This window comes from Rothia sp. L_38 (assembly GCF_050689125.1).
In the GTDB taxonomy this organism is placed as follows: domain Bacteria; phylum Actinomycetota; class Actinomycetes; order Actinomycetales; family Micrococcaceae; genus Rothia.
This window is the reverse complement of sequence record NZ_JBOEQD010000004.1, coordinates 159,886-182,424: the sequence shown is the minus strand read 5'-3', so window position 1 is coordinate 182,424 and position 22,539 is coordinate 159,886. Positions and strand designations below refer to the sequence as shown.

Genomic DNA, 22,539 nt, shown 5'->3' with positions numbered 1-22,539 from the left:
GTGCACTACTTTCGTGGCTGGATGGGCGTCGCGGGCTTAGAGGAGCCCGCTAACAAATTTAAGAATCAGCTATTAAGAATAACGTATATAGGCAAGGAGCCGCCGGGTTTGCGCGTTTGAGAGTCAGAATCCCTGTTTCGACACTTTCGCCGGTTTTCAACGGCTAAACCGTCGAAAACCGGCGAAAGGGTGGAAACTTAGGCGTTGAGCCTATTCCTTGACCCAACCAACGTTGATGTAGACATCAGGGTTAGCGTAGGGGCGAGCAAAGAGGAAAGCACCGTAGTTGGCCAGCTTAGTCTTGCAGAACCAGATTTCAGGGCCATTGAAGATGGGAGCCATAGTCGCAACTTCAGCCATGTGCTTCTTTTCAATTTCGTTGGACAGGGCGTTACGCTCCTCCATCGACTCGATGGTCCGCAGACGATCTACCATCTCATCGATTTCAGGGGTGCCAATGCCGTTGTAGGTTGAAGAGTGGTAGAAGTACTCAGCAGCCCCAGAGGCATCCTCACCCAGAATGCCGTAGCCCGAGACAGTTACGTCGTATTCCTTGTTGCCGATGACGGTGGAGAAGTTCGCGTCGGGCTGGTTATCGATAGTGCATTCGATGCCGGCGGCCTTCATCTGCTGCACAATGGTCTGGGCAGTGGCTGACGCTACCGGGTCATCACCAAAGGTGGTGATGGCAAACTTAGCGTTGCCTGATGAGTTTGCGAGGTACTCGCCACTTTCGCTGTAGCCTGCGTCGGTCAGAATCTTCTTAGCTGCCTCTGCACCGGTTTCGGTCGGGTAGTTGTCCTGGTAGTCAGTGGCGAAGGGCATGAGCATCATAGAACCGGGTACTTCTTCAGTCCAGTTCAGACCGTTGAAGCGGACGGCTGCAATGGCCTGGCGGTCAATTGCGGCGAAGATAGCGCGGCGCAGGGCGGTATCGGTGAGTCGCTCAGGGTTGATGACCAGGCCACCGGCGTAGAGGTTCTGACCGCGGCGGGGCTCAGCGCCGCTGGTACCGTCAATGTCGTTGTAGGCGGTCAGGCTGTTAGCGGTCACCGCATCGATTTCACCGTTGCGGAAGGCTGCGCGGGCTGCTGAGGCTTCCATCTGGCGGAAGGTGATGCGGTCGAGCAGGGGCTTTTCGCCCCACCAGTTCTCGTTGGGCACAACGGTGAGCATCTTCTGGGCGGAGTCCCAGTTATCGACCTTGTAGGGGCCGGAGAGGTAGTCGTTGTTGACGGTATCGAGCAGGCCGTCGTTGAAGATTGCGGGGTCTTCCATAGCGGGGTGTACCAGGCCGGTGCCGAAGAGACCCTCGATGGGGTAGTAGGGTTCGGTCATGGTGATCTTAACCGAGAAGGCGTCGCCGTCTTCTTCGATGGATGCAATGTGGGCGTAGACGCCGGGGTCTACGATGTTATAGCCCTCTTCGGTGAGGGTCTTGTGGGTTGCCTGCAGGGCCTTGATGTCGACGGGGGTGCCGTCGTTGAACTTAGCCTGGGGGTTGAGCTTGATGGAGATGGTCTGTACGCCGTCGGTTTCGCTAGCTTCGTAGGCGGTGCAGTAGTCGGTGTTGATGCTGTACTCGCCCAGGGCGTTGGTTTTCCAGAGGCCGCTGACGGTGGCGGTGTTGACGGCCGCCATGACGTTGAGATTGCTGGTGGTGTAACCGGTTTGGGTTGCGACGTTGAAGTTGGGGCCCAGGGTGGCTACGGCAAGGTTAAGGACGCCGCCAGTCTGCAGGTCTGCGCGATCATGTTCGTTGATAGCCACGAGCTTTGAGATGTCGTCTCCGCTGGTGAGGGCTGAGCCGGTTTCGGCGCTTGAGGTATTGCTATTGCCACCACAGGCTGCGAGCAGACCGGTCATACCGGCGACGCCCGAGACAATGAAAAAGGACCTGCGGTTAAGGTTAATACGTGCAGTCATGATGCCATCCTTAGATAAGCAGAACTTAATGTTCGCCACACCTTTTGTGTGATTGAGACTACCCTAGCAGGTAATTCACGCCACTGTAACCCTTTCTCAACCCGCATTTCACATAATGGCCCCGTAAGTGCTGAGTATTTTTATCAGAAATAGATTAGCTTCTCTAAATTTTTCTGATGTTTTCAACATCTTCAGAGCTCCTCCCCCGGCCACCAACCTACAGGCCTGACAGCATGCGGAGATAACGCCCCAGATTAAACAAACAACTTGCCCCACCACCTGCATTAGGTGATGGGGCAAGTCAGGGTTTACCAGGAGATTTCTAGACTCGAGGAGCTTAGTCCTTCATCCAGCCAAGGCGGGCCCAGAGATGGGGGTTGGCAGAGTGGCCACCAAACATAGCGGCACCGTAGTTAGCCAGCTTGGTCTTGCAGTAGTGGATATCGGGACCGTTGAAGACAGTACCGAGGGTTGCAAACTCGGCCATGAACTTCTTTTCAATCTCGTTGCACTTTGCGTTACGCTCAGCGTCGTCCTCAATCTTTTCCATCTCGGCGATCATGGCATCGATTTCCTCAGAGCCTGCGGCACCATCGAGGTTAGATGAGTGGTAGAACTGACGGGTTACTGAGGTTGCATCGGAGCCAACAGCGAAGCCTGAGAAGGTCATGTCGTATTCCTTGTTACCAACCACCGAGGCGAAGTTAGCGTCGGGCTGCTGGTCGATGGAGCACTCAATGCCGATGGTCTTCATCTGTTCAACCATGGTCTGAGCCAGGGCAGCTGAGCCAGGGTCGTCACCGAAGTTGGTCACGCGGAAGCTAGCGTTAGCGCCGTCCTTAGCGTAGTAGTCGCCGTTCTTGGTGTAACCGGCATCTTCCAGAATCTTCTGGGCAACCTCAACGCCACGATCGGCGGGGAAGTTGTCCTGGTAGTACTCAGAGATGGGCAACAGAAGCATGGAGCCCGGGGTCTCTTCGGTCCAATTCAGGCCCTGGAAACGGATATCTGAGAGGGCCTTGCGGTCGGTGCCTGCAAAGATTGCGCGGCGCAGGGCGGCGTCCTGGATACGGGCGGGGTTGAGGTTCAAACCGCCGGAGAAGAGGCGCAGAGCGCGACGGGGCTCAGCATCGGGGGTTCCCTCAACGTCCTTGTAGGCCGCCAGGGTACGAGCACCCACTGCATCGATTTCGCCGTTGCGGAAGGCTGCGCGGGCTGCGGCAGCTTCCATCTGGCGGAAGGTGATGCGGTCCAGGATGGGCTTAGTACCCCACCAGTTTTCGTTGGGAACAACGGAAAGGCGCTTTTCTGCTGAGTTCCATTCTTCCAGCTTGAAGGGGCCTACGCCGTAGTCGGGGTTGGGGTTGTCGGTCCAGCCCTCGTTGAAGACTGCCGGGTCTGCCATGGCAGGGTGTAGCAGGGTACCAAAGAGGTTATCTGCTGGGTAGTAGGGCTGCTTCATCGTCACAACAGCAGAGAAGGCGTCGCCGTCCTCTTCAATAGAATCGATGAACTCGTACATACCGGAGGTCACGATATTGTAGTCGCCCTCGGTGGACTTGAAGACGTTCCAGGAGGTGCGCAGAGACTCGATATCGATGGGGGTGCCATCATTGAACTTAGCGTTGGGGTTGAGCTTCACGCGGATGGTCTGTACACCGTCAACGGTTTCAGACTCGTAGGACTCACAGAAATCGGGGTTAACGCTGGGATTACCCTGGAAGTCTGACTGCCAGATACCGCTGGTCATCGAGGTGTGGAAGGTGGAGAGAACGAAGCTGTTGTCTGCTGAGTTGCCGTTCTGAGATGATCTGTTGAAGTCAGGGCCCAGGGAGCTCACCGGCAGGTTGACGACGCCACCGGTCTGCAGGTTAGCGACGTCCTGCTCGTTGATTTCAACCTTAACTTCGTCGCCGGCTGCTGCCATGCTGGCTGTTGCAGCACTGGTGGTGTTGCCGCCAGAACCACCACAGGCAGTGAGCAGACCAGTGGTTCCCAGAATACCGGTGCCCCAGAGCAGGGTACGGCGGTTCAGAACTACGTTCTTGTTCATTCTCTCTTCTCCTTTGTAAAGAGGATGGGCAAAAATGGGTTTGAAGTGATTTCGATTACATACTATACATGTAATTTAACTCATAGCAACTTCGTGTTCAGGATAATGACAGGCGTACTGGTGGTCCTCGCTCGCCCGGCTTAGAACAGGCACATTCTCGGTGCAGTTCTTCTGCTTATCTTCAGGAAGAAGCTTGAAGATGGGGCAACGAGTTGCAAAAGCACAGCCCTCCGGTGCATTCACTGGGGTGGGCAGGTCGCCTTCGAGCACAATGCGCTGGCGGTTGGCCTCTACCTCGGGGTCGGGCACAGGGATGGCAGAGAGCAGAGCCCGGGTGTAGGGGTGCACGGGGTTATCAAAGACCTCGTCCACATTTCCAATCTCAACCACCCGGCCCAGGTACATAACGGCCACACGGTCAGAGGCATGACGCACCACAGCCAAATCGTGTGCCACCATCAGGTAGCTCAGCCCCAGCTCGACACGCAGCTTCTCCAGCAGGTTAATGACGCCTGCCTGAACAGAAACGTCAAGAGCAGAGACCGGCTCGTCGAGAGCCACCAGCTTGGGGTTGACAGCGAGCGCACGGGCGATACCGATACGCTGGCGCTGGCCACCGGAGAACTGGTTGGGGAAGCGGTTTACGTGGTCGGGCTGCAGCCCGACGGTCTTCATCAGTTCAAGCACGCGCTTCTTGATGTCTTTGACGGCCCAACCCTGGTTTTGCAGGGGCTCAGCCAGAATTTCGTAGACGGTAAAGCGGGGGTCTAGTGCACCCGTTGGATCCTGGAAGACCATCTGCTGATTCTTGCGCAGGGCGTTGAGTTCGGAGCCGCGCAGGCCCTGCTTGTTGGAGACACCGGCGATAACGATTTCGCCGTCGATATCCTTGGAGAATTCCATGATTTCAAGCAGGGTGGTGGTCTTACCGCAGCCGGACTCACCTACAATCGAGAAGCACTCGCCTTCACGGATATCGAAGCTAACGCCATTGACTGCCTTGACGGTGCCCACGCGGCGCTTGATGAGGGCGCCCTTGGTGAGGGGGAAGAACTTTTTGACGTCCTTTACCTCAAGCACGCTGGCGCGCTCCTCGCGAGGTACGCTATCGAGGGCAGAGACGGGGATGGGGGGAACGGGGAACATCTGCTCAGGACGTTCGTTGACGAACTTCTCTGCGTACAGACAGGCTGAGCGGTGGTTCTCGCCGGTACCGGCAATCAGCTTGAGCTCCGGCTCCTGGGTGAGGCAGGCGTCCGTAGCCACCGGGCAGCGGGCTGCGAAGGAGCAGCCCACCACGGGCTTGAGCAGGTTGGGCGGGGTTCCCTCAATCGGCACCAGGGAGGTCTTTTCCTTGCGGTCCACGCGGGGTACAGCGCCCAGCAGGCCGATGGTGTAGGGCATGGAGGGCTTCTTGTAGAGGTCGGTGGCAGCGGCATGCTCTACAGCCTTGCCCGCGTACATGACCATGATTTCATCGGCCATACCGGCCACGATTCCCAGGTCGTGGGTAATCATGATGGTAGCCGCTCCGGTCTCTTCCTGGGCCTTCTGCATCACCTCAAGCACCTGAGCCTGGATGGTGACATCCAGCGCGGTGGTGGGTTCGTCGGCAATCAGTACGCGCGGCTCGTTCGCAATGGCCATAGCAATCATGACGCGCTGACGCATGCCGCCCGAGAACTCGTGGGGGAAGGACTTGAGACGGCTCTCGGGTGAGGGAATGCCTACCAGACGCAAGAGCTCCACGGAGCGAGCCTGAATAGCCTTATCACTCATACCCTTGTTGTGGGCCTTGAGTACCTCAGCCAGCTGGTGGCCGATGGTGAATACCGGGGTGAGTGATGACAGCGGATCCTGGAAGACCATGGAAATCTCTTTGCCACGGTAGTCGCACATCTGCTTATCGGTCAGACCCAGCAGTTCGGTGCCGTTGTACTTGATGGAACCGGTGATGTCTGCGGTGGTGGGGTGCAGGCCCATAATCGCCATAGAGGCAACCGACTTACCCGAGCCGGATTCACCCACGATGCCCAGCGTCTTGCCCGCGTACAGGTCGAAGTCAATGCCGCGCACCGCGTGCACAATACCGTTTTCGGTATTGAACTTTACGTTGAGGTCTCGGACGCTCAGTACTGGTGTAGTGCTCATTTACTTCTTCTTTTTCTTAACTTTGCCAACGGACAGGGAGGTGGGATCGAAGGCGTCGCGCAAGCCGTCATTCATCAGGGCCAGGGGGCCAACCAGCAGGAAGAAGAACAGCAGCGGAATCCAGAACATCCAGGGCAGGGTGTTGATCTGGCTTGAAGCCTGGGCGATGAGTGACCCCAATGAGAAGTTGGGGTATTTCACGCCAATACCGATGAAGGTGTAAGACACCTCAGCCAGAATTGCAGCGGTGATACCGCGGGTGAATTCAAGCACCATCAGGGAGCCGATGTTGGGAACCAGGTGACGCCAGACAATCTTGAGGGGGTGCACACCCATGTAGCGGGCGGCTTTGACGTAGTCACGGGAGATGAGCGACATGGCCATAGCTCGAATCACACGGGCGGTGTACATCCAGCTGAAGATTAGGAGCACGATGGTCAGGATGAGCCAGCCGGGCAGGTTATCGCGGATGGCCTGGCCGCCAGCACCGTTGATGACAATCGCTACAACCAGCAGGCTGGGCGCCATAATCAGGGTCTCAAGGACGAACAGCATGGTCTTGTCGATCTTGCCGCCGAAGTAGGCCATGACGCAGCCGTAGATAGCTGCAAAGATGACGGAGACACCGCCCACGATCAGACCGATGAAGACCGAGGTACGGACAGCTTCAACCATCTGGGCGTAGAGGTCGGTACCTGCACTGGTAGTGCCGAACCAGTGCTCGGCGCTGGGGCCGGTGGAGATATAGAAGGGGTCGATGGTGGTGGTGTCCCACTTGGAGAGGAAGCCGCCAAAGAGACCGAAAGCTATCACCAGCAGCAGGACGACCAAGCCAAAGACCGCGGTCTTGTTACGCATAAAGCGGCGGAAGATAATCTTCTTCTTGCTGATGATGTCGAAGTCAGCGTTAGTCTGATCGACCCTCGTGATAATACCGGTGAGGTTGTTGTGGTCGATGGAAGGTGAATTGCTCATGAGATCCTCACTCGGGGATCGACGATGGTGGTGGCGATATCAGCGATGATGGCGCCAACTGCGAAGATGAAGGAGCCGTAGGCCAGGGTTGCTACTGCCGCATTGACGTCCTGGGCACCGATTGCCTGGATTGACCAGAGACCAATACCGGGCCAGGCGAAGATGGCCTCGGCGAAGAAGCCGCCGGTGAAGATCGAGGGAACGGTAAAGGCGATGGACTGGGCTACCGGGATGAAGGAGACTCGCAGGGCGTGGCGGCGGATGGCCTGGTTGCGGGTGAGGCCCTTAGCGCGAGCGGTGCGCACAAAGTCGGCGTTGACGCTGTCGAGCAGGTACTGGCGCTGGGAAATCTGGTAGCCGCCCCAGCTCATAATCGTGATACAGAAGGTGGGCACGATGTAGTGGGCTGCCAAGTCTACCCAGTATTCGAAGCTACCCGGGGTGAGGCCTGGCGAGGAAATACCGGTCACGAAGAAGATACGCTCCCCCGCTGCACTGTTGATAGCTACAGCTCCCAGCTGGACCAGGAAGTAGGCAATGGGGGCGGGCAGGATGTAGACCAGGTAGGAGTAGCCGGTAATCACACGGTCAGAGAACTTGTACTGACGAGCTGCTGAGTAAACGCCCAGGGCTACACCGATGATGAGGGAGAGAATCACAGCCACCAGGTAGAGGCGGGTTGATACCCACACGCGCTGACCGAATTCAGCGTTGATGTAGGCGCCGTTGGGGCTGCGGCCCCAGTCCCAGTGCAGAACAACGTTGGTCAGCCACTGGACGTAGCGGTCCCAGGCACTCATGGTGGGGTCGAGGTTCAGGGCAGCGAAGTTGCGCTGAACCTGCTCCGGTGAGGGGCGGGGAATGCGTTCCTGTTCAAGCAGGGCGGGGTTCAGCGAGGTAACGGCGAGGAAGTAGCCACCGGTCGTCGTTAAGAAGATCATGACGGCGTAGGTAGCTGCTCGCCTCAGCAGATACTTAATCATGAGGCGAACTCTTTCTGGGTAACGAACATTGTGTGTGAGCCTTTACAGATACTGCCAGGCTTGTGATGCCCAACATATACTGACGTGTTGAGTTGAGTATATTTAGTCGCACCCGTCACATCAAGTTGGGCAACACACCGCTCGTCCGCAGCAAAGAGTCGGCGAAACGTAGCCGAAATAATCCACGCATTAAAAAGCCCGAGAATACACGGGCGCAGCCTTCGCCGCTCCCCCGCTTAAGCCTGATTCTGCAGTTTCTACCGCTCTAAAACTTTAAAAACATTAAACATTTACCCCGGTTTTTCTCACATATCAGTTCACCCTTGTTGAACGACCGTCCTGCCCCCATCACCCGGACACAGCAAAGCCCGAGGGCCCCTGGCGGTACAGGGGCCCTCGGGCTTCTAACCGATTAGATTAGGTTTTACCTAGCCCAGGTCGATATCGAGGAGAATCGGGGTATGGTCCTGGCGCGGGCCTGAATCAATCATTTCTGAGGCTCGTACCTTCTCAGCGACCCGGTCTGATACCAACCAGTAGTCAATGCGCCAGCCGGTGTTGTTGATCTTTGAGGTACGGGAGCGCTGGGCCCACCAGGTGTAGGCTCCGGTGACGTCCCCGTGCAGGTGGCGGAAGGTGTCGGTAAAGCCCCGGGAGAGAATCTGGGTGAAGCCCTCGCGCTCTTCGTCGGTGAAGCCGGGTGAACGGCGGTTAGCCTTGGGGTTGGCCAGGTCAATTTCGGTGTGAGCAACGTTGAAGTCGCCGGTTGCAAGCACAGGTTTAGTGGCGTCCAGGCCGGCGAGGTAGTCGGCGTAGAGGCGGTCCCAGACCTGGCGGTCAGGCAGGCGGCGCAGGCCGTCCGAAGCGTTGGGGGTGTAGACCTGGGTGACGTAGAAGTCCTCAAATTCCAGGGTAATCATGCGCCCTTCGGCATCCATGGTGGTGGGGGCAGAGAGGCGGGGATAGGTGACGGTGGGTTCTAGCTCCTGTTTGTAGAGGAACATGGTGCCCGCGTACCCCTTGCGGGCGGGTTCGTCGGAAGATACCCAGGCAATCTTGTAGTCGGGGAAGTAGGCATGCAGGGCTTCGAGATGCTTCTTGGTGGGCCCCTTGGCCGAGAGCTTGGTTTCTTGCAGGGCAAGGACGTCGGGTTTCAGCAGGGCGATGGAGGCAAAGACATCGCGGGAGAGCAGGGCACGGGCCGACTCACTGGTGAGTGCAGCATTGAGTGAATCAACATTCCAGGAGACAAGTTTCATGCCCCATAGTCTACCCGGCGCTCCCCCGCCGCCGCCCTGACCCACGTCCGCCCCTCCCTGCCAGCTCTCCTACCCAGACTGCAAAAAGTAAGGGCAGACCCACGAAACCGTGGATCTGCCCTAAATTTGTATGTCGCTTGTGTTTAGATGGCGGAGACGCCGCGTTCTCCGGTGCGGACTCGAACTACCTCGTCCACGCTGCTCACCCAGATTTTGCCGTCCCCGGCGCTACCGGTATTGGCGGTGGCGATAATGAGGTCGATGATGTCCTCGGCCCGGTCAACGTCCGCCAGGATTTCCAGGCGAACCTTAGGGATCAGGCGAATGTCGTATTCCTTGCCGCGGTAGACCTCTACGTGCCCGTGCTGGCGTCCGTAGCCCTGGGCTTCTGAGACCGTCATCCCGTCGACCCCAAAGTTTTCGAGGGCCTGGCGGATGTCGTCAAATTTTTCGGGCTGAATCAAAGCGGTAATGAGTTTCATGGCGTGAACTCCCTCTAGTTTTTAGCGAAGGCACCGGAGGTGCCGCTCGACATGGCGTAGGCGGTTTCAGCGTGCTGAGCCAGGTCGATACCCTGGATCTCCTGCTTCTCGCTGACCCGGAAGCCCATGGTGCGGTGAATCGGGATCACAATCAGCAGGGTCACAACCGCGCAGTAGGCCATAGAAATCAGGGTTGCTACGGTCTGGGTGACCAGCAGGCCTAGACCGCCACCGTAGAAGAGACCGGCGGTTCCGGTGGCCGGGGTTGCGATAAAACCGAGGGCCAGGGTGCCGATGAGGCCGGAGACCAGGTGTACACCCACTACGTCAAGAGAATCGTCGTAGCCGAAGCGGTACTTGAGGCCCACAGCCCAGCCTGAGGCGATACCCGAGATAAAGCCCAGGGCCAGAGCTCCGATCGGATCGACGTTTGCGCAGGCCGGGGTGATAGCGACCAGACCCGAGACCAGGCCGGACGCCGCACCCAGGGAAGTCACATGACCGTCGCGGATTCGTTCAAGCAGGGCCCAGCCCAACATGGCAGCCGCCGGGGCAGCAAGGGTATTGACCCAGATCAGACCTGCCTGGGCGCCGTCCGCAGCAGCCCCCACGTTGAAACCGAACCAACCAAACCAGAGGATAGCTGCACCCAGCATGACCAGGGGCAGGGAGTGGGGGCGCTGGTTGGGGTCTTCCCCAAAGCCCTTGCGAGCGCCCAGTACCAGGGCCAGGATTAGACCGGCGACGCCGGCGTTGATGTGGATGACCAGGCCGCCTGCAAAGTCGATGGCTTCGCCGAACATAGCCCCGATGAAGCCCTCTTCACCGAAAAGGCCGCCGCCCCACACCATGAAGGCCAGGGGGCAGTAGACCAGGGTGAGCCAGAGGGGCACAAAGATGCACCAGGCCCCGAAGCGGGCGCGGTCTGCAATAGACCCTGAGATGATAGCCACCGCGACGATAGCGAAGGTGGAGCTGAAGGCTACCGAGAGGAGGTTGGTGCCGCCGTCCGCAAGCGTAGCTGATAGGCCAAAATCGTTGAAGGGTGAGCCGACGATGTCGTGGATGAGGGCATCTCCCCCGCTCATGCTGTAGCCCCACAGCACCCAGCACACGCCGACAAGGCCCATTGAGATGACCGACATCATCATCATGTTGAGTGCTGACTTGGCTCGCGTCATACCGCTGTAGAAGAGAGCGAGACCCGGTGTCATGAACAGAACAAGTGCCGCGGCGACCACGGTCCAAACATCACTGGCGGTGAGTTCCATGCCTGTTACCCCTTTCAAAACCCGTATAGAAAACCTGTGTGCCGGTAGACCGGCTCTTGGTGTGTTGACAGGTTCTATTGTTCTCTGCGCGTGTTTCGGTTGCTTGCGCGTGGAGTTTCGCTCCGGTTACAGGTGTCCTCCCCGTGTTGCGGGTATGAAAACAGGGGTTACGGGGGTGTTTCGGGCAGTAACGGGCAGGTTACCGGCGCTCTAGGTGGACATGAAAAAACCGGGGGAACTGTTTGAAACAGTTCCCCCGGCTCCTCGATGAACTCGGGCTGCGCCTTAGTCGAGGAGGGCGTCAACGAAGGCACCGGGCTCGAAGGGTGCCAGGTCGTCGGGGCCTTCGCCCAGGCCGATGAGCTTGACGGGCACGCCCAGCTCTTCCTGGATAGCGACCACGATGCCGCCCTTGGCTGAGCCGTCGAGCTTGGTCAGCACGATGCCGGTAATCTGAACGACCTCGGAGAAAACCTTGGCCTGGATCATGCCGTTCTGGCCGGTGGTGGCGTCAATGACCAGGAGCACCTCGGTGACCGGGGCTTCTTTCTCGACCACGCGCTTGATTTTGCCCAGCTGGTCCATCAGGCCGGCCTTGTTTTGCAGGCGTCCGGCGGTGTCAATCATGACGGTATCAACGCCGCGGGCCTTGCCCTCGCGGATAGCTTCGAAGGCAACGGAAGCAGGGTCGGCGCCGTCCTTCTCTGAGCGGACGGTATCAACGCCTACCCGATCGCCCCAGGTCTGGAGCTGGTCGGCCGCTGCAGCGCGGAAGGTATCAGCCGCGCCCAGTAGCAGGTTCTTCTCTTCAGCGACCATCACGCGGGCCAGCTTACCCACTGTAGTGGTCTTGCCGACGCCGTTGACGCCCACTACGAGAACGACACCGGGGTTGCCATCGGCTCCATCGAGGGCCAGGGAACGGTCGGTATCTTCACCCACGATTGAAAGAAGCTCCTCACGCAGCATCTGCTTGACGTGGGCGGGATTCTCAGTGCCCTCCACGCGCACACGCTGCTGCAGGGCCTCCACCAGGCGGGCTGAGGGCTCAGCACCCAGGTCTGCCAGGAGCAGGGTCTCTTCAACCTCATCCCAGACGTCCTGGTCGATCTTGTCGCGGGACAGCAGGGCCAGCAGGCCCTTACCCAGCAGGTTATTGGAACGTGAGAGGCGGGCGCGCAGGCGCACCAGACGGCCCTGGGCGGACGCCGGACGCTCGATAGTAGTGACCGGCCCGTCAGCGCTATCTGCGGGGAGGTCATCGGCATCGCGGGTGCCCTCGTAGCCTTCCTTAGGGGCCTTAGGGCCGCGGAGCAGAACCGCAAGCACGCCACCTAGAATCAGCACACCGAGAAGTATGTACACAATGAGAGTTAGAGAATCATTCACCCTTCTAGCTTGCCATATTCTCCCCGCCCCATACAGCCCCAGCGATGGGAGTAGAATGCACTTCTGCACACTGCCACCCCACACTGGCGGGCATTGTGAGCTAAGATACTTTTCAGACAGATACACGCAGCATAGAAGCAGCAGAGCACAAGCGCATGAGCAACCACATCCCCACCCCCTCCATGGACACCGGGGCCATCCCCATCATCCCCGAATCCGTACGGCAGGAAAGCCGCAACCAAAAGCCCCACACCAAAGAAACCGTCAAGGTGCCGACCCAAATCAAGGTCCTGATTGCGGCCTCATTCCTCATTGCCCTCGGCTACGGCCTGGTCGCCCCCGTGCTCCCCGGCTTTGCCCGTAGCTTCGATGTGGGAGCCATGGCTGCGACCTTCGTTGTCTCAGCCTTCGCCCTCTCGCGCTTGGCCTTCGCACCGGCGTCCGGGCGCCTCATTTCCCGCTTCGGAGAGCGCCGTATCTACTCGGCGGGCCTCATTATTGTGGGGCTGGGTTCCATCGGGGCTGGACTATCGGTCAATTACCCCATGCTGATTGCTTCCCGTATTGTAGGCGGAACCGGTTCGGTCATGTTTACCGTAGCGGCCATGGGTATTCTGGTGCGCAACTCACCCCCCACTATTCGGGGTAAGGTATCGGGCTACTTTGCCACTTCATTTTTGCTGGGCAATATCTTGGGGCCGGTCCTGGGCGCAGCGGCTTCCTCTCTGGGCATGCGGATGCCTTTCTTCGTTTATGCCGCGATGCTCCTGTGCGCAGCTTTGGTGGTTCTTACCCAGCTCAAGGACGAGCCCCGGGAGATCAACCTCAACACCCAGGGCATTGCTATTCCCAAGCCCGAGCTCAAACTGGCTGACGCTCTCAAGTTCACCAACTTCAAAGCCGCCCTGGTCACTAATCTGGCGGCAGGGTGGAGTGTCTTCGGGCTACAGTCCACCGTGGTTCCTCTTGCCGCGGTAGCCCTCCTGGCCAACCTGCATGCCGGGGAGGCTGGCTACGATGCCGCTGTTGCCGGGGCCAAGCTGGCAGGGCTTACCCTCGCTACCTACGCAGCGGGCAACGCCCTGGTACAGATTTATTCAGGCAAGATGGGCGATAAAATCGGCCGCCGTCCCATGGTCTTTTCCGGGCTGATTCTGGCAGGTATCGTCACCATCGTCTTTGGCCTGATCACTAACCCGGTTGTCTTTGTGGGGGCAGCTGTACTTCTGGGCATTGCCTCGGCCCTGCTCGGCCCCTCCCTGCAGGCTGCTGTATCAGACATTGTGGGCAACAAGCGCTCAGGCGGTCAGCCCCTGGCCTACTACCAAATGGTCTCAGACATCGGCCTGATCGTCGGCCCGCTCGTAGCTGGCTTTATCATCGACGCCTGGGGCTTCTTCCCCGCCTTTATCGTGGCAGGTGCCCTGCTTCTTCTTGCGGCTATTGGCTGGTTCCCCGGCTACCGCCCCAAGTTCCCGGCAGACATAGCTGACGAAGGCTACACCGGCAAGTAGCTTGCCCTAGTCCGCCAGGCGGTGCGAGAGCACGCTTGAAATCCCCTGCCGCATGGTGATGCCGTAGAGGGTATCGGCCTGGGCCATGGTGCGCTGGTGGTGGGTAATCATCAGCAGCTGGGACTTCTCCCGCAGCTGCCCTAGCACCTCCAGCAGACGGCCCAGGTTACGGTCATCAAGCGCAGCTTCTACCTCATCCAGCACATAGAAGGGGGCAGGCCGGGCCATAAAAACCGCCAGGAGCAGGGCCAGAGAGGCCAGGGTGCGCTCGCCGCCAGAGAGCAGGGAAAGACGGGTGACCTTCTTACCGGCTGGCTTGACCCTAATATCAAGGCCGCTGTGTTCCAGGTCGTTGGGGTCAGCCAGCACCAGTTCTGCCTGGCCGCCGGGAAAGAGCAGAGCAAAAATACGACTAAACTCCACCTGCACATCGGCCAGTGCCCGACTGAAAGAGGTTTCAATCTGGCCGGTCACGTCCTTCATCACGGCCCGCAGGTCTGCCCGCGAGGTCTTGATGTCTTTAATCTGCTGGCGCAGGTAGCTATGGCGCTGTTCGAGGGCCTCGTATTCTTCGAGGGCCAGGGGGTTGATAACCCCCAGGCGGGCCAGCTCTGCCTCGGCTGCCACCAGGTCAGTCTCGATATCCTCCCGGGGTAGGCCACTGGCCTTGTGGCTCTCTAGCAGGGCCTCAAGGCTGAGCCCCAATTCGCTATCTATCCGCTGGGTTAGGGCTTCCCAGCGGGCTTCAACGCGGGCGCCCTGGGCCGACGATTCAGCCTGCAGGGTCAGGGCAGCAGCCAGCGATGTCTGGGCCCCGGCCAGTTCTTCGCGGGTGGCAGTGAGGGTCTGCTGGGCCTGCTCAGCACGGGCCAGGGCCTTACTGTGTTCCTCGTACTCCTGGCTCTCCACCTGCGCGAGGGCCAGTGCCAGAGCCTTGGCGCAGGCAGCTACCCTGCGGGCACGATGCCCGGCGTCAGCGGCCTCTTGTTGACGCAGCTGACGAGCTTCCTCAGCCTTTTCGAGGGCGGCCAGGGCTTCTTGGGCCTGAGTGAGACGGGCCTGGGCAGCTTCCTCTTTTTCGCGGGCGTAGATTGCTGTAGCCTCGGCGAGGGTTTTAGCCTCCTGGGCTGCGACCAGGGTTTTTTCTGCGGTGCGGACGGCCTCGCGCAGGGTAGCACTGTCGGCTTGGGGCTCCGTGCTGCGAGCCCGAGCCAAGGCCTCTTGGGCGGCCTCCACGTGCCTTTGGGTCTCTTTCTGAGCTTCTTCGGCGCGGGTGGCAGCTTCTTGCAGACGGTCAAGGGCCGCCTGTGAGCTTTCTGCCCGGCCGGTGAGGGTAGCAAGGTCTGCCCGGGCGGCAGCTAGCTGAGCCGTGAGTGAACCGGTGGTGCGGGCCTGGGCTTTTTCAGCCTCCTGGGCAGTCTTTAGTGCTTCTTCGGCCTGCTGGTGGGCTCTCTCTGCCTGCTCCTGTTGCTGGGCAAGCTCCCGGTGGGTCTGTTGAGCTCGGGTGAGTTCAGCGTAGCGTTCAGTCAGGGGCCGCTCTTGGGAGGGGTAGAGGGTTGAGCCTGCGGTCAGCACGGTACCGTCGGGGGTTACAGCGCGGACGCCCGGGTGGGCAGCTACCAGGGCACGGGCTGCTTCTTGATCGGGAGTCAGGTAGGTATCGGCGGTGAGCACGGCGAGGGCGCGGCTGAGGGCCTGCGGTGCGGTCAGGACGTCCGCTAGCGGGTGTGCTTGATAAACCTCAGCTTGAGATGTAGATAGTTCGCGCAGGTCAATCTGTTGAACGCCACCCTCAAAGGAATAAAGCTGGGTTACTCCATTAGGTAGGGACTCACCGTTTGCCAGGGTGAGGGCCCTCAGATAGGGGCCCAGGGTAGCAGCCACAGCAGCCTGCCAGGTATCTTCAACCTCAAGTAGAGAAATAAGCTCCTGCGCTCCCTGCTCCAGGGCCTGCTGGCGGAGACCTTCACTATCGCCACTTTCGGCATCGTCATGCTGCCAGGCCGCCTCAAGGGCCTCGCAGCGAGCTTGAGCAGCATGAAGCTTTACCTGAGCTTGATGCAGTTCTTTGCGGCTGGACTCCACCGCTTCGCTCGCCCGCTGCCGCGCCCAACGTAGGTTTTCTTCTTCAGTTTCGGCCCGCTCTAGCTGCTCCCGGTAGCCGTTCACGGCGGCCTGGGCCCGCTCGGTATCATCACCGGCTGAAGCCCCCTGCTCTTTAGCCTCGGCATACTCAGCCACCCGACGGGCGGCCTCTTCACCGGCTCGCTCAAAAGCTACGCGGGCGGTAGCCAGCTGGGCGGTGAGCTGCGACAGGTTCTCCTTATAGTCCCGCACCTGCTGGTCGGCCGTAGCCAGGGCCTGCCGAGCTGTGCCCTGCTCCACCCGAGCCTTTTCTAAGGCAGAGTGGGCAGCGGTAAGTTCTTCTTCAGCCGCTTTCCCCGCCTCCCGGGCCCGTTCAAGATTTTCTTCCTCCCGGGCACAGGCCTGCTGGGCCGAAACCAGGCGGGTGGCGGCGTCCTGGTCTTCTTCCTGGTGGTGGGAGGCGGACAAACGTTCAGCAGCCACCAGCTGAACCGTCTCCACCAGGTGGGCAACCTCTTTCAAGGAGGTACGGCGCTGGGTGGCCTCATCAAGTGCCTGCTGGGCTACCTGCCGGGCCTTGGCCAACTCCCCCAGCTGCCCCTCGAGGGTGCGGCTGCGCTCCTGCGCCCGTAGGCGGGCAGCCTCAGCCTGTTGGCCAGCGGCATGCTCGGCCTCCCGCTCCTGCATCATGGCACGCGCGTCATGAGCCAGAAGATCAGCGGTCAAGCTACGAACACGGCCCGCCACCTCGCTAGCTGCCCGGGCCGCATCAGCCTGCTCCCGGCGTCCTTCCAGCTGCTCAGCCAGCTCACCGGCTAGATCCTCCAGCCGGTCAAGATTGGTCTTCAAATCATCAAGCTTGCTCGCGGTCTTCGCCTGGCGCTTACGATGCTTGAGCAAGCCGGCAGCCTGCTCAATCAGCTCGCGGCGGTCATCAGCGGTACCGTGCAAAATCTTATCGACCTGCCCCTGCCCCACCAGGGTGTAGAGCTCCCGGCCCACACCGGCGTCCGCCAGTAGGTCCTGCACATCAGCCAGGCGGGCAGGCTCCCCGTTGATCTCGTACTCAGAACCGCCTGCAGAAAACATGGTGCGTGAAAGACGAATCTCAGCGTGGGGAAGCGGCAGGGCGCCGTCCTCGTTATCAATCACCAGCTCAACCTTGGCGCGCCCCAGCGCACCGCGGGAACCACCGCCAGCAAAAATGACATCCTTCATGGCACCACCGCGCAGCTGCTTAGCCCCCTGGGCACCCATCACCCAGGCAAGGGCATCCACCACGTTCGACTTACCCGACCCGTTCGGCCCCACCAGCACATTCAAGCCCGGCTCAAACTCAAAGACGGTGGCCGACGCAAAAGACTTAAAGCCGCGCACGGTCAAAGATTTTAGGTACATAGTGGTAGGCCCCATCGGTTGGGTAAAAACGGGTTTGGGTCGGCTTACCACTTTACCGCAGGCCCGCGCCCCTGTTCGGTGTGAGATGAACCCGCACCATCAATCACCGCACCTGCCCCGCCGGGGCATATTATTGAAAAAGTGCCCTGTTTCTTCAAATAAGGGCTTACCCAAATCCGCACTAAGGCTAGAAGAGTAGATTGACCGCTAATTCAGATATTCGCCACAAGAACGCCTCCCTGCTATCGGTAACCAGGGTGCTACCGCCGGAGGTCGTCACCAGCTCCTACTTTGACGAGCAACTAGCGGCCACCTACAAGCGACTGAGGATGCCCAAGGGTCTACTCGAGCGCCTCGCCGGTATTAGCGAGCGCCGCTCCTGGGGCACTTCCATGCATTTTGAGGACGGCGCGGTGCAGGCTGCTGAGCAGGCTATCGCCCAGGCCGGTATCAGCAAGGAACAAATCGGGCTGATTATTAACACCTCGGTCACCCGCGATAATTTTGAACCGGCCGTGGCCGTGGGTATTCACGACCGCCTGGGCCTGCCCCGCCAGGCCCTGAACTTCGATATCACCAACGCCTGCCTGGGCTTCGTCAACGGCATTACGGTTGCCGCCACCATGATTGATGCCGGGGCTATCGACTACGCCCTCATCGTCGACGGCGAAGACCCCTCCCCCTGGCATGCCACCGCCCTGCGCCAGCTCAACCGCCCCGATTCAACCCGAGACGACGTGCTGGCCCAGTTCGCCACCCTGACCCTGGGCTCGGGAGCCGCAGCCGCCGTCATTGGCCGCTCCGACCTGCACCCCGCTGGCCACAAGATTGTCGGTTCGGTTTCCCGCGCGGGAACCGAGCACCGCAACCTCTGCATTGGCGGTGAAGCCGACCAGGGGATGAATACGGACGCCGCGGGTCTGCTCAAGCACGGCCTGCAGCTGGTCGCTGAGGCCTGGGAAGAAGCCCACCAAAACGGCTGGGACTGGGGCAACATGCGCTCCTACGTAACCCACCAAATTTCTAACGCCCACACCAACGCCATTATTGAGGCCGTGGGTATCGACCGCGAGCGCATCCCCATGACTTTCCCGGTCTGGGGTAACGTGGCGGCAGCCGCCCTTCCCATGACCCTGGCTGAGGAAAGCGCCCACTTCGTAGCCGGTGACCGTATTCTCTGCATGGGTGTGGGTTCCGGCCTGAATACCGCGCTCATGGAAATCACCTGGTAGGAGCCGCTATGACGTTTTCTCAGCTCACTCCTGTTCCTGCTCTCTGGCCCGGCGTTGACCCTGCCTGGTCCCAGCAGGTGCAGGTGCCCGCGTCCGCCCCGGTAGAAGAAGCCGGGGCTAGCCGCCGCTGGCACTACCTCGATAATGGCCCGGCGCTCGAGGCCGCCGGGCGCACTCCGGTCGGTACCGTACTGGCGGTACACGGTAACCCCACCTGGTCCTATCTCTGGCGGTCGGTCATCGCTGCCGCCACTGTTGCCGAGCAGCCCTGGCGCATTGTAGCGGTAGACCAGCTCGATATGGGCTATTCGGAGCGCACCGGCCTAACCCGCTCGCTCTCAGACCGTATCGCTGACCTCGGTGATTTTACCGCCGCGCTTGGGCTTGACACTACCGACCTGCCCCTTGTCACGCTGGCCCATGACTGGGGCGGGCTGATCTCGCTGGGGTGGGCCCTGCGCCACCGTGAGATTGTCTCGGGTGTCGTGCTGACCAACACCGCTGTTTTTCATGACGCCGGTGAGAAGATCCCGGTAGCCCTGCAGGCAGCCCTCAACCCGGCTCTACATTCCTGGGCGACCGAAAAATCAACCGCCTTTATCGACGTGACTCTGGGTCTGGCCCAGGGCGGGCTTGATGCTGCGGTCAAGAAGGCCTACAAGCTGCCCTACACCACCGCCGAGCACCGGGTGGGCGTGCGGAATTTCGTGGCCGACATACCGGCAACCGAGGCGGCTGCCAGCTACCGCCCCATGGTCTCTGTTGCCGAAGGTATTACAGACCTTAACCTGCCTGCCCTGATGCTCTGGGGTACTAAAGACCCGGTCTTCCAGCGCCGTTACATGGCCGACCTGGCTACCCGCCTGCCGCAGGCCGACATCCACCGTTTTGAAACCGCCAGCCACCTGGTTGCCGAAGATGAAGACATCGCCACCCCCATTCTGGCCTGGCTCACCGAGCGCTTCGTCACCGGCACCACCCAGAGGGACCTCCACCTCACCGCACGCGCTGCCCGGGTACCGGCGTCCGCTCATTACCGCCCCATGGGAGCCGAGCTGGCAGACCGGGCTGACGACACCACCCTAGCTATCGTTGATATGAGCAGCAAGGGGGACGGCACCGAGGTAGCCGCCCAGCTCTCGTGGGCTGAACTAGCTGCCGAAGTAGACCGGGTTGCCTCTGGCCTGCACCGGCTCGGGGTGAAGCCCGGCGACCGGGTCAATCTGCTGGTGCCACCCGGCATTAAGCTCACCACCCTCATCTATGCTTGCCTCAAAATTGGGGCCGTGATTGTTGTGGCCGATACCGGCCTGGGCGCTGCGGGGCTGACGCGCGCGCTCAAGGGGGCCCGCCCGTCCTGGCTCATCGGTATTCCGGCTGCCCTCACCTTGGCCCGTACCCTGGGCTGGCCCGGCCAGCGTATTGCAGCCGGTTCCCTTCCCGCTGCCGCTGCCCGGGCCCTGGGCGTGGTGGGTGCGGTCGATGACTTTGCAGCCCCTGAGATTTTTGCGGTAGCCGACCCTGACCCCGATGCGGACGCTGCCATCCTCTACACGTCAGGCTCCACCGGCCCGGCTAAGGGCGTGGTCTACACCCACCGCCAGCTGGCGGCTATGCGGGATACCATCGCAGCCACCTACGATCTGGCTGCCGGCAGCGGTCTGGTGGCGGGCTTTGCCCCCTTCGCCCTGCTGGGCCCGGCCCTGGGAGCTACCTCTGTCACCCCGGCCATGGACGTCACTAAACCTAAGACCCTCACCGCCGCAGCCCTGGCATCGGCAGCTTCGGCAATTGGGGCAACCACGGTCTTTGCTTCACCGGCAGCCCTGATGAACGTGCTCGAGACCGTCGATGGCCTGAGCAGCCAGCAGCGCTCTGCCCTGGGGCAGGTCACCACCCTGCTCTCCGCCGGGGCTCCCATTACCTCTCCCCTGCTGGCCCGCCTGCAGACCCTGCTACCGGCTGCCTCCCTACACACCCCCTACGGTATGACCGAGGCCCTGCCCACCACCGACGTCTCCTACGCCCAGATTCAGCAGGCCGAGCAGGACGCGGCAGCCGGGCTTCTCGGTGCTGGCGGCGGCGTCTGCGTTGGTACCCCCGTCCACGGGGCAGCCCTGCAGATCGCTCCCCTGTTGCCTGATGGAACCGCCTCGACCGAGGTCACCACCGAGCCCGGTATCACCGGTGAGATTCTGGTGGCAGCCCCGCACATCAAGGACCGCTACGACACCCTCTGGATCACCGAACGCGCGTCCAGCGCCACCCCCGGCTGGCACCGCACCGGCGATGTGGGGCATTTCGATGCCAGCGGACGCCTCTGGGTTGAGGGCCGTCTTGCCCACGTGCTGGTGACCGCCCAGGGTGTGCTCACCCCGGTTGCCCTGGAACAGGCTGCCGAGCTCGATGCTGAGGTGCGCCGGGCAGCCGCTGTTGCTACCGGCCCGGCCGGGGCGGCGTCCGTCCTCATCGTGGCCGAGGTTGGCCCCACCTTCCGGGGCAAGAAGACCCGCAACGGCCTGGCTCCGGCTGACCTGGCCCAGCGGGTGCGGGAGCGGGTACTGGCTGAGACCGGTGTAGAGGTATCGGCTGTGCTGGTTGTTGCTGAGCACCCCACCGATGTGCGACACAACTCGAAGATTGACCGCCCGGTTCTTGCTGCCTGGGCTGAGCAACTCCTCCAGGGGAAAAAGGCCCGTCTGGGAAAGGGGGTTATCGCGTGGTAGTTTCGCTGCGTCCGCTCACCCCCGAGGTCTGCCAGCCTGCCCGTTCTGAGCGGGTGCTGGTCACCGGCGCCTCTGGGCTTCTGGGCCGTGAGGTTGTCTTTGCCCTGCTGAGGGCAGGGTATGCTGTGCGGGCCTTCCAGCGCGGGGACTCCGGTATCGCCCAGATGCTCCCCACCCACCTGGCCGACCGCTTCGACCAGGTGCAGGGTTCTCTCACCGACCAGCTGGCGGTGCGCCGGGCTGTTACCGGTGTTCAGGGGATTATCCATCTGGCCGCTAAGGTGTCTGTGGTCGGGGACTGGGAGGACTACCGGCAGGTCAACGTCGAGGGCACCCGCACCCTGCTTGAGGCTGCCCGCACAGTCGGTATCGGCAAGTTCCTGCACACCTCTTCGCCCTCGGTAGCTCACACCGGAGCCTCTATCGTGGGTGAAGGCAACCCGCCCGCCAGCCCCGACCAGGCCCGCGGTAACTATGCCCGGTCTAAGGCCGAGTCTGAGCTGTTGGCCCTGAGCTACGATGCGGACGACTTCTGGGTGGGTGTGCTACGCCCCCACATTGTTTGGGGCCCCGGCGATACCCAGCTGGTGGAGCGCGTCCTAGAACGCGCCGCCGCAGGGCGCCTGCCCCTGCTCAACCAGGGCACCGCCATGATTGACACCCTCTACATCGATAACGGGGCGGACGCTTTTGTGCGCGGCTACCAGCGCCTCGAGGCGATTCGCGGGGTGCCCCTGGTGGTCACCAACGGCCAGCCCCGCCCGGTCGGCGAGATTATCGCCGGCATGTGTACCGCCTGCGGCGTCAAGCCCCCGGCCTACTCGTTGCCGGCGTCCGTGGCCTATGGGCTGGGTTTGGTGATGGAAAAGGCCTGGGCCCGTTGTGCCCCCGGGCAGATTCCCCCGCTGACCTCTTTCTTAGCCGAGCAGCTGTCCACCGCCCACTGGTTCGACCAGCGCACCACCCGGGAACTCCTGGACTGGTCCCCCGCTGTTTCCCTAGAGGAAGGGTACGAGCGGCTGGGCGACTACTACGGGCGCAGATTTCGTAGGAATCACTAACTAGCTCATCTCCAATAGGCAGGCAGAGTGCCGA

General features: G+C 60.9%; 14 protein-coding genes. 4 read left to right on the top strand and 10 right to left on the bottom strand.

Annotated elements, in window-relative coordinates:
* Positions 1–210 precede the first annotated feature (210 nt).
* From ACRCJM_RS04470 to ftsY, 9 genes are all read right to left on the bottom strand, one after another.
* Positions 211–1,926 (bottom strand): ABC transporter family substrate-binding protein, encoded by a 1,716-nt coding sequence (locus tag ACRCJM_RS04470; protein WP_431463954.1) that lies wholly within the window; start codon positions 1,924–1,926, stop codon positions 211–213.
* A 337-nt stretch (positions 1,927–2,263) separates the two neighbouring features.
* Positions 2,264–3,979, bottom strand: coding sequence for an ABC transporter family substrate-binding protein (locus ACRCJM_RS04465; RefSeq protein WP_431463953.1), 1,716 nt, complete (start codon positions 3,977–3,979; stop codon positions 2,264–2,266).
* Positions 3,980–4,054: 75 nt separating this feature from the next.
* The gene (locus ACRCJM_RS04460) at positions 4,055–6,130 is read right to left on the bottom strand and encodes a dipeptide ABC transporter ATP-binding protein (protein ID WP_431463952.1); all 2,076 of its coding nucleotides are present in this window, start codon (positions 6,128–6,130) and stop codon (positions 4,055–4,057) included.
* Positions 6,131–7,105, bottom strand: a complete 975-nt coding sequence (locus ACRCJM_RS04455) for an ABC transporter permease (RefSeq protein WP_237186084.1) — start codon at positions 7,103–7,105, stop codon at positions 6,131–6,133.
* Positions 7,102–8,088, bottom strand: coding sequence for an ABC transporter permease (locus tag ACRCJM_RS04450; RefSeq protein ID WP_237186083.1), 987 nt, complete (start codon positions 8,086–8,088; stop codon positions 7,102–7,104). Before ACRCJM_RS04450 ends, ACRCJM_RS04455 begins: the two co-directional genes overlap by 4 nt.
* A 428-nt stretch (positions 8,089–8,516) precedes the next feature.
* Complete coding sequence (locus ACRCJM_RS04445; protein WP_431463951.1) at positions 8,517–9,347, bottom strand: exodeoxyribonuclease III; 831 nt, start codon at positions 9,345–9,347, stop codon at positions 8,517–8,519.
* Between the two features lie 143 nt (positions 9,348–9,490).
* Entirely contained in the window at positions 9,491–9,829 is a 339-nt protein-coding gene (locus ACRCJM_RS04440; protein WP_431463950.1) for a P-II family nitrogen regulator, read from the bottom strand.
* A gap of 14 nt (positions 9,830–9,843) precedes the next feature.
* A complete protein-coding gene (locus ACRCJM_RS04435; protein ID WP_431463949.1) occupies positions 9,844–11,100 on the bottom strand; it encodes an ammonium transporter in 1,257 nt (418 codons plus the stop codon).
* A 285-nt stretch (positions 11,101–11,385) separates the two neighbouring features.
* The gene (ftsY, locus tag ACRCJM_RS04430) at positions 11,386–12,489 is read right to left on the bottom strand and encodes a signal recognition particle-docking protein FtsY (RefSeq protein WP_237236124.1); all 1,104 of its coding nucleotides are present in this window, start codon (positions 12,487–12,489) and stop codon (positions 11,386–11,388) included.
* Positions 12,490–12,644: 155 nt separating this feature from the next.
* Between ftsY and ACRCJM_RS04425 the strand changes: the two genes are divergently transcribed.
* Entirely contained in the window at positions 12,645–14,003 is a 1,359-nt protein-coding gene (locus tag ACRCJM_RS04425; protein ID WP_431463948.1) for an MFS transporter, read from the top strand.
* Between the two features lie 6 nt (positions 14,004–14,009).
* Here ACRCJM_RS04425 and smc read toward each other — a convergent pair whose 3' ends face one another.
* Positions 14,010–17,486 carry a chromosome segregation protein SMC gene (gene smc / locus ACRCJM_RS04420; RefSeq protein ID WP_431463947.1) on the bottom strand — a complete coding sequence of 1,159 codons (3,477 nt, stop codon included), beginning with the start codon at positions 17,484–17,486 and terminating at the stop codon, positions 14,010–14,012.
* A gap of 200 nt (positions 17,487–17,686) precedes the next feature.
* On the opposite strand from smc, the gene ACRCJM_RS04415 reads away from it, so the two are divergent.
* Genes ACRCJM_RS04415 through ACRCJM_RS04405 form a run of 3 tightly spaced genes read left to right on the top strand, consistent with a single transcriptional unit; the run spans position 17,687 to position 22,505 of the window.
* On the top strand, positions 17,687–18,718 hold the full coding sequence (locus tag ACRCJM_RS04415; protein WP_431463946.1) for a 3-oxoacyl-ACP synthase III: 1,032 nt from the start codon (positions 17,687–17,689) through the stop codon (positions 18,716–18,718).
* Between the two features lie 8 nt (positions 18,719–18,726).
* On the top strand, positions 18,727–21,444 hold the full coding sequence (locus ACRCJM_RS04410; RefSeq protein WP_431463945.1) for an alpha/beta fold hydrolase: 2,718 nt from the start codon (positions 18,727–18,729) through the stop codon (positions 21,442–21,444).
* Complete coding sequence (locus ACRCJM_RS04405) at positions 21,438–22,505, top strand: NAD-dependent epimerase/dehydratase family protein (RefSeq protein WP_431463944.1); 1,068 nt, start codon at positions 21,438–21,440, stop codon at positions 22,503–22,505. Before ACRCJM_RS04410 ends, ACRCJM_RS04405 begins: the two co-directional genes overlap by 7 nt.
* Positions 22,506–22,539: the final 34 nt, after the last annotated feature.

Coding starts and splice junctions, on each gene's coding strand:
- ACRCJM_RS04470 (WP_431463954.1), bottom strand. CDS start 1,926: ATGACTGCACGTATTAACCTTAACCGCAGGTCCTTTTTCATTGTCTCG.
- ACRCJM_RS04465 (WP_431463953.1), bottom strand. CDS start 3,979: ATGAACAAGAACGTAGTTCTGAACCGCCGTACCCTGCTCTGGGGCACC.
- ACRCJM_RS04460 (WP_431463952.1), bottom strand. CDS start 6,130: ATGAGCACTACACCAGTACTGAGCGTCCGAGACCTCAACGTAAAGTTC.
- ACRCJM_RS04455 (WP_237186084.1), bottom strand. CDS start 7,105: ATGAGCAATTCACCTTCCATCGACCACAACAACCTCACCGGTATTATC.
- ACRCJM_RS04450 (WP_237186083.1), bottom strand. CDS start 8,088: ATGATTAAGTATCTGCTGAGGCGAGCAGCTACCTACGCCGTCATGATC.
- ACRCJM_RS04445 (WP_431463951.1), bottom strand. CDS start 9,347: ATGAAACTTGTCTCCTGGAATGTTGATTCACTCAATGCTGCACTCACC.
- ACRCJM_RS04440 (WP_431463950.1), bottom strand. CDS start 9,829: ATGAAACTCATTACCGCTTTGATTCAGCCCGAAAAATTTGACGACATC.
- ACRCJM_RS04435 (WP_431463949.1), bottom strand. CDS start 11,100: ATGGAACTCACCGCCAGTGATGTTTGGACCGTGGTCGCCGCGGCACTT.
- ACRCJM_RS04425 (WP_431463948.1), top strand. CDS start 12,645: ATGAGCAACCACATCCCCACCCCCTCCATGGACACCGGGGCCATCCCC.
- smc (WP_431463947.1), bottom strand. CDS start 17,486: ATGTACCTAAAATCTTTGACCGTGCGCGGCTTTAAGTCTTTTGCGTCG.
- ACRCJM_RS04410 (WP_431463945.1), top strand. CDS start 18,727: ATGACGTTTTCTCAGCTCACTCCTGTTCCTGCTCTCTGGCCCGGCGTT.